Genomic DNA, 4,053 nt, shown 5'->3' on the forward strand with positions numbered 1-4,053 from the left:
CTCCTAGACTGGTTAAGAAACTGCCAATCCGAGTTGATTGATGACTGTATGTTGCCCCTTCGGAATTCATGAATAATGATATTCTTTCGACATTTCCTCCCAAAAGAGCAATCATTGCATGACCGGATTCATGAAAAAGGGTATTAATGACTTTTACATAGTTTCCTAGAACTGGCACATGAATTAACAGAAAGGCAAACACGAGGAAAAGGAAAAACTTCGCACTGAGTTTGTCTCGAACAAAGCTCATAATAAATTCTCCTCTGGGTATCATAATTTTTTCTAACTTCAGTTTAACACGTATACTTATAACTTTTGCAAATTTCAACCAACCGTAAAATCGGTCTTGATTAGACAAAGTAACAACTTTTATGTTAGCATTGAGTTGTTGCATTAATACCGAACATTTCTATTAAAAAGGAGGAATAAAATTGATAGAGTTTAAAAACATCGTTAAAAAGTATCGATCAAATACAATTATTAAGCCTTTTTCTTTGGAAATTGAGGCTGGTCAGTTGGTTGTTTTTATCGGACCGAGTGGATGTGGGAAAACTACTTTACTGAAGATGATAAATAAGTTAATCCAGCCAACTTCAGGAAAGATTTTTGTCAACGGGACAGATATCTCCACAATGAATCCGATTGAATTGCGTAGGAATATTGGGTATGTCATCCAAAATACTGGTTTATTTCCACATATGACTATTAAGGAAAATTTGGAGTTGATCCCAAAGCTTAAAGGGGAAGATCCAGCTTCCATTGCTAACAAAACAGGAGAACTGCTCGAGTTGGTCGGGTTAGACCCCAAGGAATTCTTATATCGATATCCAAAAGAATTAAGTGGCGGTCAGCAGCAAAGAATTGGTGTAGCACGAGCCTTTTCAACCAACTCCGACATTATCTTAATGGATGAACCCTTTAGTGCCTTGGATCCTGTTACACGAAGTTCCTTGCAAGATGAACTTTTCCAAATGCAAAAGGAACTTAACAAAACGATTATCTTTGTTACCCATGATATGGACGAAGCTATTAAAATAGCTGATAAGATTTGCATTTTAAAAGATGGGAATATTCTCCAATACGATACACCTGAAAACATTCTTAAAAATCCTGCCAATGACTTTGTTGAAGGATTTATAGGAAAAAGAAGGGTTTGGAATAATCCTGAATTATTAATGGCCGAAGATATCATGATTCCTAACCCGGTCAAAATTACTTCCATGCGTACCGTTCTTCAGGCCATTGAGGTTATGAAAGACCATAAGGTTGACAGCCTCATGGTTACTGACAAACAAAATGTCCTAAAGGGTTTAGTGACACTAAAAAGCATCCAGTTGTTAAATCGTACCACCTCGATTGAAATGATTATGGAGCAAAATATTCTTTCCGTTTCACAGGATGCAAATTTAATTTCTGTTTTAGCGACCATGAATGAACATAAAATCGGGTATGTGCCAGTTGTGAATGATCATAACCAACTAATTGGTCTGATTACGAGAAGTAGTATTCTATCTGCATTAAGCAGTCAATTAATCGATTTGGAGGTGGCCTTTTAATGAGTGGATTTTTGAATTATTTACGCACAAACTATGAGCAGATCATTAATTTACTTGGCCAGCATCTATATTTAAGTGTGATTTCAGTACTAGTTGCGATTATTATTGGGATCCCGCTCGGTATATTAATTTCAAGAAAACCAAAGCTCGCGAAACCAATTATCGGCACGACGAATGTAATTCAAGCGGTACCGAGTTTGGCATTACTCGGGTTTCTTATCCCCTTTGTTGGTATTGGTAGTACCCCTGCCATTATTATGGTTGTACTTTATTCGCTTCTTCCAATTGTTAAGAACACGTACACAGGCTTGACGAATATTGATGGGGATATTCTGGAAGCCGCCAAAGGTATCGGTCTGACCAAGAGTCAAACAATGAGAAAGGTTCAGTTACCACTAGCCTTCCCGATGATTATGGCGGGTATCAGAATTTCAGCGGTTACCGCTGTTGGATTAATGACGATTGCTGCCTTTATTGGTGCGGGTGGACTAGGGTATCTGGTATTCTCTGGGGTACAAACGGTTGACAATTATATGATTTTAGCTGGGGCTATTCCTGCCTGTATTCTTGCACTCGTCATTGATTTTATAGTCGGTAAGCTTGAATCAACCCTCTCCTATACAAGCAAACAAACATCAGCAAAAAAGGCTGGTAAAACGACTAAAAAAATTATGATTAGTTTTGCTTGTATTGTGTTAATCATTGCCGGGGCATTTACTGTTTATTCAAAGGTCAACGCAGAAGAAAAAATTGTGATTGGTTCAAAAAATTTCAGTGAACAAATAATTTTAGGGAATATGCTTGCAGATTTAGTAGAAAATAAGACTGATATTCAAGTAGAAAGAAAACTAAATCTAGGTGGTAGTCAGGTTGCCTTCAATGCCCTTAAAAATGGGGACATTGATATGTATGTTGAATATACGGGGACAGGATTAGTTAATATCTTAAAGAAGAAGCCACAAAGTGATCCCGATGCTGTTTACGATATTGTCCAGAAGGAATTCAAACAAAAATATGGTTTTGAATTGTTAAAACCGATTGGATTTAATAACACATATACCTTAGCGGTTCGAGAAGACACCGTAAAAGAATATGGTTTGAAGACGATTTCTGATTTAGCCAAGGTGAGCAATGAGTTAACCATGGGTCCGACCATCGAATTTCCTAATCGGGAAGATGGATTAATTGGACTTTCAAAAACGTATAATATGAATTTTAAAAACGTTAAAGCCATTGACGGTGGATTGCGCTATACCGCATTAGACAATCATAAGAGCGATGTCATCGATGCCTACTCTACGGATGGATTACTCGAAGCATTTCATTTGAAGGTATTAAAGGATGATAAAAACTTCTTCCCTCCATACTATGCGGTTCCGATGATAAAGGAGGAAACGTTAAAGAAACATCCTGAGCTTAAAAAGGTTATTAATTCCTTAGCCGGTAAGTTAACCGATGAAAAAATGCGTCAACTGAATTATAAGGTAGACAGTCTCAAACAGTCACCTGCAAAGGTAGCAAAGGAATTTTTAGAAACAGAAGGATTATTGGATTAATAGTTGAAAAGGAAAAAGCCGGTCTCAAATGACCGGCTTTTTCCTTTTCCCCCAATGGTTCTCACTCTTCCATAAAGTGAAGAACCCTGTCATAAGTTTCGTCAGCACCAATAATAAGGAGGACATCCCCTTCAAGAATTACTGCATAAGGCCCCGGTGAAATAATTAATTCCCCCTTCCGCTTCATCCCAATAACCGTTCCTCCGGTATTTTGCCAAAACTTCACTTCTGAAATAGTTTTTCCAATATGATTACAGTCCGAAAATACTTCTACCTCGATTGGTGCCAATGGGTTCGTGTGACGAAGTTTCCCTGAGTAGTCCATAATTTTTCTAAGTGTATCAAATAGCTGTTCATCAAGCTTGTCTCTTTCTGAAATCAGTGTATTCATTTGCTTCTCAAGATCTTTAATACTAGCGAGATTTGAAAACCGTTGAATATATTTGTAAGCATTCTCACGAGATGAAATGATAATTCCACTCCCTTTAGTGGATTGGACAATCTCGACATCTTCTAAAATCTTTATGGCTCTTCTGACCGTTTCAGGTGAAACCTTATATTCACTTGCTAACGTAGATCTGCCATGAATTTTTTCACCAACCTTAAATTTCCCATCGTATATTCTATTTGCTAAATCTATCGCAATCCGCTCGTATGTCGGTATTTGTGCCTTTTGCATAACATCCTCCGCAACCATCTTAATCTAGGTCTGTCACTGAATAATGATAAGTATCACCTATCCAATATACTCTTTTGTATGCATCTATGCGAGTAGGAATATTCATTTAGATTCAAAATAATGTGAGTGTTTTCATTTATTGTAATTGGACATAATTGTAATGAATCATGGTTAATGAGGTGAGTAATTGAAACGGAAAACACTTATCGTTTTAGGCAGTATTTTTGTTTTATTTATGATTGTTTTATTTATTTTTTTCCTT

General features: G+C 36.9%; 4 protein-coding genes. 2 read left to right on the forward strand and 2 right to left on the reverse strand.

Annotation, left to right across the window (positions count from 1 at the left end; genetic code table 11):
* Positions 1-250: M50 family metallopeptidase (locus V7137_RS20775; RefSeq protein WP_335699835.1), on the reverse strand; the 250-nt coding region annotated here is incomplete at its 3' end.
* 181 nt (positions 251-431) lie between these two features.
* Here V7137_RS20775 and V7137_RS20780 point away from each other — a divergent pair.
* Positions 432-1,556, forward strand: a complete 1,125-nt coding sequence (locus V7137_RS20780) for an ABC transporter ATP-binding protein (protein WP_335699836.1) — start codon at positions 432-434, stop codon at positions 1,554-1,556.
* Entirely contained in the window at positions 1,556-3,112 is a 1,557-nt protein-coding gene (locus tag V7137_RS20785) for an ABC transporter permease/substrate-binding protein (protein WP_335699837.1), read from the forward strand. Before V7137_RS20780 ends, V7137_RS20785 begins: the two co-directional genes overlap by 1 nt.
* Positions 3,113-3,173: 61 nt before the next feature.
* Here V7137_RS20785 and V7137_RS20790 read toward each other — a convergent pair whose 3' ends face one another.
* Complete coding sequence (locus V7137_RS20790) at positions 3,174-3,791, reverse strand: TrkA C-terminal domain-containing protein (protein ID WP_335699838.1); 618 nt, start codon at positions 3,789-3,791, stop codon at positions 3,174-3,176.
* Positions 3,792-4,053: the final 262 nt, after the last annotated feature.

Source organism: Neobacillus drentensis (genome assembly GCF_036962765.1).
Lineage (GTDB): Bacteria > Bacillota > Bacilli > Bacillales > Cytobacillaceae > Neobacillus > Neobacillus drentensis_C.